Here is a 6,585-nt window from a genome sequence, read left to right on the forward strand (position 1 = left end):
AAGGCCTTGGGCGTGGAGCACGCCGTGTTCGGCACCGAAGACAAGCGCCCCGCCGCCGAGCAGATGCTGGCCACCCTGGGCCTGACCTGGGCGCAGGCCGCTGCCATGGGCGACGACTGGCCCGACCTGCCCGTGATGCGCCGCAGCGCCTTTGCCTGCGCGCCGGCCAACGCCCAGACCGAGGTGCGCCACGCGGCCCACTTCGTCACCCACGCGCGCGGGGGCGACGGTGCGGCGCGCGAGCTGTGCGACCTGCTGCTGGTGGCCACGGGCCGCTATGCGGCGCTGCTAGCGGACTACACCGCATGATCCGCGTGATCCGCCAGGGCTGGGACCAGCTCTCGATCTACCTGCCCGTGGTGCTGATGGGCCTGCTGGCCCTGGGCACCTGGTGGCTGGTGCGCAACGCGCCCATGCCCCAGCTGCCAGCGATTGACCGGCCCGTGCAGCACCAGCCGGACTATTTCATGAAGTCCTTTTCGGTGAAGACATTCGATGCCACGGGCCGCCTGCAGAGCGAGGTGCAGGGTGACGAGGCGCGCCATTACCCCGACACCGACACGCTGGAGATCGATCAGGTCCGCATGCGTTCGGTCAGCCTCGATGGCCGAGTCACCGTGGCCACGGCCAACCGGGCCCTGAGCAATGCCGATGGCTCCGAAGTGCAGTTGTTCGGCAACGCCATCGTCAAGCGTGAACCGCTGCCCGCCAAGCCCGGGGCGGCAGCGCAGCCTCCCATGGAGTTCCGTGGTGAGTTTCTGCATGCCTTCACCAACACCGAGCGGGTGCGTTCTGATCAGCCGGTCACGCTCACCCGTGGCAACGACCGCTTCACGGCAGACAGCATGGAGTACGACAACCTCGATCAGGTGCTGCAACTGCGCGGGCGGGTTCGCGGCATGATCCTGCCGGGCACCACGCGGTAGCCTCCACCTATCCTGCCTAACCGCCCACTGTCGGAATGCACATGACCACTCCCCTTGTCTTCATCACCGGCGCATCCAGTGGCATCGGCCAAGCCTTGGCCCAGCGCTACCACCAAGCGGGGTTTAGCCTGGCTCTGGTGGCGCGGCGCACTTCCGAAGTCAAAACATGGGCAAGTGCTCAAGGAATAAGCCCTGAAAGCTATGAAATTTATAGTGCTGATGTGTCGGTGACCGACAGCATCGTCGCGGCAGGGCGCGAATGCATCGCACGCCAGGGGGTGCCGGATGTGGTGATTGCCAACGCTGGCATCAGCGTGGGCATGGACACAGCGGTGCGAGACGATATCGACGTCATGGCCCGCACTTTTGCCACCAACAACATTGGCATGGCGGCCACCTTCCAGCCGTTTGTGGACGCCATGGTGCAGCGCGGCAGTGGCACCCTGGTGGGCATTGGCAGCGTGGCAGGCATCCGGGGCCTGCCCGGCCATGGCGCCTATTGCGCCAGCAAGGCGGCCGTCATCAGCTACTGCGAAAGCCTTCGGGGTGAATTGCGCCCCCACGGCGTGCGCGTGGTAACGGTCTCGCCGGGCTACATCGACACGCCCCTGACGCAGCAAAACCGCTACAGCATGCCGTTTCTGATGCAGCCGGCCGATTTTGCAGACCGGGCGTTCCGGACCATCCAGGCGGGCGTGAGCTACCGGGTAATCCCCTGGCAGATGGGTGTGGTCGCCAAGCTGCTGCGCATGCTGCCCAACCCCCTCTTCGACAAGGTGTTGGCGGGCCGCCCGCGCAAGCGCCGCCAGACCGAAGTGCAGTAAGGGCGGTACCCCCCTGTCGGTCGCTGGGCTGCCAACCACTGCAGCCAAATCCAGCCGACCATGAAAAAAGCCCCCGAGGGGCCTTTTGACAGAAAGAGCTGCCGCGGTTCAGTAGCCGCCGTTGCCGCCACCACCGTAGCCACCACCGCCGCCATTGCGGCCGCCGCCACCACCGTTGCGCGAACCCGAACCGTAGGGGCTACGGAAACCGCCTTCGCTGCGGCCACCGCCGCCATAGCCCCCGCCACCCCCTTCGCGGCCGCCGCCGTAACCACCACCGCCGCCCTCGCGGCCACCACCATAGCCACCGCCGCCTTCACGGCCGCCGCCATAGCCGCCACCACCACTGCGGCCACCGCCGCCGTAGCCGCCACCACCGCCGCCGCCGCCAAAACCACCGCTACGGGGTGGGCGTGGTTCCATGGGGCGGGCTTCGTTCACCACGATGCTGCGGCCACCGAGGGGTTGGCCGTTCATGCCGTTGATAGCGGCCTGGGCTTCTGCGTCGCTGCCCATCTCCACAAAGCCAAAGCCTTTGGAGCGACCTGTGTCGCGTTCCATCATGACCTTGGCGCTGGTCACGGCACCGAACTGGCCAAAGGCCTGTTCCAGATCACCGTCGCGCACCGAGTAAGGCAGGTTGCCGACGTACAGTTTGTTGCCCATCGAGGGACTCCTCAAAAACACATGGATAAAGCGATGGAGTCCCCAAAACGCAGCCAGCTAATCTCAATGACGCTCTCAGCGCGAAACTGACGGATCACCGCAAACTTGAAGTGCGGGCCAAACCCGCCAGACCATTATGCGCCACACTTTTGCGGAAAAAGCAAGCGGCTTTGCGCGCTGTGGTGCCCATGCCGCGCCAAAATGCAAAAAGGAGCCCGAAGGCTCCTTTTTTTGCCGTCGGCAGGCCCTGAGGACTGCCGATAAGGACTTTTAGTAGCTGCTACGGCCACCGCCGTAACCACCACCACCGCCGCCGCCGCCGTAGCCGCCGCCACCGCTACGGCCACCGCCGTAACCGCCGCCGCCATTGCCGCCACCGAAGCCACCGCTACGGGGAGCGCGGGGCTCCATAGGACGGGCTTCGTTGACCACGAGGTCACGGCCGCCGAAGTTTTGACCATGCACGCCCTGGATGGCGGCTTGGGCTTCAGCATCGCTGCCCATTTCGACAAAGCCGAAACCCTTGGAGCGGCCGGTGTCACGTTCCATCATGACCTTGGCGCTGCCAACCGAGCCGTACTGGCTGAAGGTCTGTTGCAGATCTTCGTCGCGGAAAGAGTAGGGCAGGTTGCCCACGTAAAGTTTGTTGCCCATGAAGGACTCCTGAAAAAACACAAAAACGCGATGGAGCCCGACGCAATCAACAAACCTGTGACGACTTCAAAGACGCGAAACTGACCATTCACCGCTAAGCTAACTGCCCTTCTGCAAGCAGAAAAGCGAATCCATTATTAATCACTTTATGGTGCTCGTGGGGGTTTATTTGTGGGCAGATGGGCTCAAAACACCGGGTCAGCGTGGTTTTTCGGTGAATTTCAGGGCAAACCATAGGGTAAAATCTACAGGTCTTTGGGGAGTAGCCCGCCCGGCAGCGCAACGCGTCGGGGGCATGCGTCAACACACTTGGGTTCTTTGAAACCTATGGCGTATGCGGTTTTCGAGCTGGGCGAGACCATTGACTGCAAACCGATCCACATGGCCGGAGTCGGGGTGCAGTCAATGCGTTTTCCACCCATCCGGCCGGATAGGACCCCCTCCCCCATGGAAGCCTTCTTCATTTCTACCGCCATCGTCGCGCTCGCCGAGATGGGCGACAAGACGCAGCTGCTCGCGCTCGTGCTGGCCGCACGTTTTCGCAAACCCTGGCCGATCGTGCTTGGCATCCTGGTGGCGACCCTGGTGAATCACGGCCTGGCCGGGGCTTTGGGTGCCTGGGTGACCACGTTCCTCGGCCCCCAGGTACTGCGCTGGATCCTGGGTGCATCGTTCATCGCCATGGCGGTGTGGATGCTGATCCCCGACAAGCTTGACGAAGGCGAAGCCGACGGATCGCCACGCTGGGGGGTGTTTGGCACCACCGTGGTCGCATTCTTCCTGGCCGAAATGGGCGACAAGACCCAGATCGCCACCGTCATGCTGGCCGCGCAGTACAACGCCTACCTGTGGGTGGTGGCGGGCACCACGCTCGGCATGATGATCGCCAACGCGCCGGTGGTATGGCTGGGCGAGCGCATCACTCGCCGCGTGCCCATTCGCGCCGTCCATGTGGTCTCGGCGGTGATTTTTCTGGTGCTGGGGTTGGTGGCGATCTTCACGCCCGCCGGGTGAGCAGCAGCGGCCGTTTTGGTATATTTGCCAGACGCGCCGATTTGCCACAGCTTGCGGGCGCTTTATAAATCCTGCTAAAGACCCGTCCGACACATCCGCCCGGCCTCGTTTTTAGCGACGCCGGGTTTTTTTATGTCGTTTTTTGCCACGCCCCAGTCCATGCATTTTCCGGAGGTGCTCCCGCTGCAAAGCGGTGCGTCCATCCGCGACTACCACCTGGCCTACGAGACCTACGGCACGCTCAATGCCGACCGCTCGAACGCCGTGCTTGTGTGCCACGCCCTCAATGCCTCGCACCACGTCGCGGGCGTGTACGCCGGGCAGGACAAGAGCGAAGGCTGGTGGGACAACATGATCGGCCCCGGCAAGCCCGTGGACACCGACCGCTTCTTCGTCGTCGGCGTGAACAACCTGGGCTCGTGTTTTGGCTCCACCGGGCCCATGCACCACCACCCGGACACCGGCGAGGTTTATGGCGCGGACTTCCCCGTGGTCACGGTGGAAGACTGGGTCAACGCCCAGGCCCGGCTGCTGGACCGCCTGGGTATCCAGCAACTGGCCGCTGTGCTGGGTGGCAGCCTCGGCGGCATGCAGGCGCTGAGCTGGACGCTGCAGTACCCCGACCGCATGCGCCACGCCGTGGTGGTGGCCAGCGCCCCCAACCTCACGGCCGAGAACATCGCCTTCAACGAAGTGGCCCGCCGCGCCATCGTGACCGACCCGGACTTCCACGGCGGCCACTTCTACCGCCACGGCGTGATCCCCAAGCGCGGCCTGCGCATCGCCCGCATGATCGGCCACATCACGTACCTGTCCGACGACGTGATGAACGAGAAGTTCGGCCGGCAGCTGCGCGAAGGCCTGGAACTGAAGTACAGCACCCAAGACATCGAGTTCCAGATCGAAAGCTACCTGCGCTACCAGGGCGACAAGTTCAGCGACTACTTTGACGCCAACACCTACCTGCTCATCACCCGGGCGCTGGACTACTTCGACCCTGCGCGCACCCATGCCGGCAACCTCACGCGGGCCCTGGCCCGGGCGCAGGCCAGGTTTCTGCTGGTGAGTTTCACCACCGACTGGCGCTTTTCGCCCAAGCGCAGCCGCGAGATCGTGAAGGCCCTGCTCGACAACCGCCGCAGCGTGAGCTACGCCGAGATCGACGCGCCCCATGGGCACGATGCCTTTTTGCTCGATGACGCACGATACATGGGCGTGATGCGCTCTTACTTCGATAGCATTGCCAAGGAGTTGCAACCATGACCGAAAAAGCGGCGATGCAAGCCCTGGCGCGCCTGGTTCCCCCCGGCTCGCGCGTGCTCGACCTCGGTTGCGGCAACGGCGCGATGCTCGACTACCTGCAGCGCGAGCGCGGCTGCAGCGGCTATGGCGTGGAGATTGACGACGCCAACGTGCTGGCCTGCGTGCAGCGCGGGGTGGATGTGATCCAGCTCAACCTCGACGAGGGGCTGGCCATGTTCGACGACAACAGCTTTGACGTGGTGCTGCAGATCGACACGTTGCAGCACTTGCGCAACGCCGAAACCATGCTGCGCGAGACGGCGCGTGTGGGGCGCACCGGCGTGGTGGCCTTCCCCAACTTTGCGCACTGGCCCAACCGCTTGTCCATCCTGCGCGGGCGCATGCCCGTAACGCGGCGCCTGCCCTACCAGTGGTACGACACGCCCAACATCCGCGTGGGCACGTACAAGGACTTTGAGGTGCTGGCCACCAAGAACAGCCTGCGCATCCTCGATTCATTCGGATTGCAGGACGGGCAAGAGGTGCGTTGGCTGTCCAACGCACGCGCGGGCACGGCGGTCTTCCACTTCGAACACGCGTAGCGCTTGTGGGTGCGCGCCCAGCGACACGGCACTGTCAAGCGCATCGGCTAAGGTGCGGGCTCTGTTTGTAGGAGACCCGCATGAAACGCATTGCACTGCGCGCCGTGACCGCTGCCGCGCTGTTGACCACCTGGGCGCTGGGCGCCGTAGCCCAGGCCTGGCCCCCCACCCCCACCGTCATTGCCCACCGCGGCGCATCGGCGCTGCGGCCCGAGCACACGCTGGCGGCCTACCAGCAGGCGATTGACGATGGCGCGGACATCATCGAGCCCGACCTTGTGATCACCAAGGACGGCGTGCTGGTGGCCCGGCACGAGAACGCGATTGCCATCCTGGGCGCCGATGGCTCCGTGAAGGAAGCCACCACCGACGTGGTGGACCGCCCCGAGTTCGCGGGCCGCAAGGCCACCAAGACCATCGACGGCCAGGCCATCACCGGCTGGTTCACCGAAGACTTCACGCTGGCCGAGCTGAAGACCCTGCGCGCCCGCGAACGCATCCCCGCGCAGCGCCCGGCCAACGTGGCCTACAACGGCCGGTTCGAGGTGCCCACCTTGCAGGAGGTGATCGACCTGGCCAAGGCGGCGACAGCCAAAACCGGCCGCGTGATCGGCATCTACCCCGAGACCAAACACCCCACCTACTTCCAGTCCATCG

The 6,585-nt window shown here is 64.7% G+C and carries 9 protein-coding genes and 1 riboswitch; of the genes, 7 read left to right on the forward strand and 2 right to left on the reverse strand.

Annotated elements, in window-relative coordinates; translation table 11 throughout:
* The 3 genes from ISS20_RS22550 to ISS20_RS22560 form a co-directional block, all read left to right on the forward strand.
* A partial coding sequence (locus ISS20_RS22550) for an HAD hydrolase family protein (RefSeq protein ID WP_291439739.1) occupies window positions 1-309 on the forward strand: 309 nt, incomplete at its 5' end.
* The gene (lptC, locus tag ISS20_RS22555) at window positions 306-926 is read left to right on the forward strand and encodes an LPS export ABC transporter periplasmic protein LptC (RefSeq protein ID WP_291439740.1); all 621 of its coding nucleotides are present in this window, start codon (window positions 306-308) and stop codon (window positions 924-926) included. The genes ISS20_RS22550 and lptC, both read left to right, overlap by 4 nt.
* A gap of 41 nt (window positions 927-967) precedes the next feature.
* Window positions 968-1,750: an SDR family oxidoreductase gene (locus tag ISS20_RS22560; RefSeq protein ID WP_291439743.1), complete on the forward strand. Its 783-nt coding sequence runs from the start codon at window positions 968-970 to the stop codon at window positions 1,748-1,750.
* A 108-nt stretch (window positions 1,751-1,858) separates the two neighbouring features.
* Here the strand turns inward: ISS20_RS22560 and ISS20_RS22565 are convergent, their stop codons facing one another.
* Window positions 1,859-2,416, reverse strand: a complete 558-nt coding sequence (locus ISS20_RS22565; protein WP_291439745.1) for an RNA-binding protein — start codon at window positions 2,414-2,416, stop codon at window positions 1,859-1,861.
* 270 nt (window positions 2,417-2,686) lie between these two features.
* Window positions 2,687-3,070: an RNA-binding protein gene (locus ISS20_RS22570; RefSeq protein ID WP_291439747.1), complete on the reverse strand. Its 384-nt coding sequence runs from the start codon at window positions 3,068-3,070 to the stop codon at window positions 2,687-2,689.
* A 245-nt stretch (window positions 3,071-3,315) separates the two neighbouring features.
* Window positions 3,316-3,508: riboswitch (yybP-ykoY riboswitch) on the forward strand.
* Window positions 3,509-3,517: 9 nt separating this feature from the next.
* Here ISS20_RS22570 and ISS20_RS22575 point away from each other — a divergent pair.
* The 4 genes from ISS20_RS22575 to ISS20_RS22590 all read left to right on the forward strand — a co-directional run.
* Window positions 3,518-4,084: a TMEM165/GDT1 family protein gene (locus ISS20_RS22575; RefSeq protein ID WP_121421696.1), complete on the forward strand. Its 567-nt coding sequence runs from the start codon at window positions 3,518-3,520 to the stop codon at window positions 4,082-4,084.
* Between the two features lie 132 nt (window positions 4,085-4,216).
* The gene (locus ISS20_RS22580; RefSeq protein ID WP_291439751.1) at window positions 4,217-5,347 is read left to right on the forward strand and encodes a homoserine O-acetyltransferase; all 1,131 of its coding nucleotides are present in this window, start codon (window positions 4,217-4,219) and stop codon (window positions 5,345-5,347) included.
* A complete protein-coding gene (metW, locus tag ISS20_RS22585) occupies window positions 5,344-5,928 on the forward strand; it encodes a methionine biosynthesis protein MetW (RefSeq protein ID WP_291439753.1) in 585 nt (194 codons plus the stop codon). The genes ISS20_RS22580 and metW overlap by 4 nt, the downstream gene beginning before the upstream one ends.
* Window positions 5,929-6,008: 80 nt before the next feature.
* A partial coding sequence (locus ISS20_RS22590; protein ID WP_291439755.1) for a glycerophosphodiester phosphodiesterase family protein occupies window positions 6,009-6,585 on the forward strand: 577 nt, incomplete at its 3' end.

The sequence above is a fragment of the Acidovorax sp. genome (assembly GCF_016783915.1).
Classification (GTDB): domain Bacteria; phylum Pseudomonadota; class Gammaproteobacteria; order Burkholderiales; family Burkholderiaceae_C; genus Acidovorax.

What these genes read in the sequence shown, in the direction of transcription:
- lptC (WP_291439740.1), top strand. Translation starts at nt 306, where the DNA reads ATGATCCGCGTGATCCGCCAGGGCTGGGACCAGCTCTCGATCTACCTG.
- ISS20_RS22560 (WP_291439743.1), top strand. Translation starts at nt 968, where the DNA reads ATGACCACTCCCCTTGTCTTCATCACCGGCGCATCCAGTGGCATCGGC.
- ISS20_RS22565 (WP_291439745.1), bottom strand. Translation starts at nt 2,416, where the DNA reads ATGGGCAACAAACTGTACGTCGGCAACCTGCCTTACTCGGTGCGCGAC.
- ISS20_RS22570 (WP_291439747.1), bottom strand. Translation starts at nt 3,070, where the DNA reads ATGGGCAACAAACTTTACGTGGGCAACCTGCCCTACTCTTTCCGCGAC.
- ISS20_RS22575 (WP_121421696.1), top strand. Translation starts at nt 3,518, where the DNA reads ATGGAAGCCTTCTTCATTTCTACCGCCATCGTCGCGCTCGCCGAGATG.
- ISS20_RS22580 (WP_291439751.1), top strand. Translation starts at nt 4,217, where the DNA reads ATGTCGTTTTTTGCCACGCCCCAGTCCATGCATTTTCCGGAGGTGCTC.
- metW (WP_291439753.1), top strand. Translation starts at nt 5,344, where the DNA reads ATGACCGAAAAAGCGGCGATGCAAGCCCTGGCGCGCCTGGTTCCCCCC.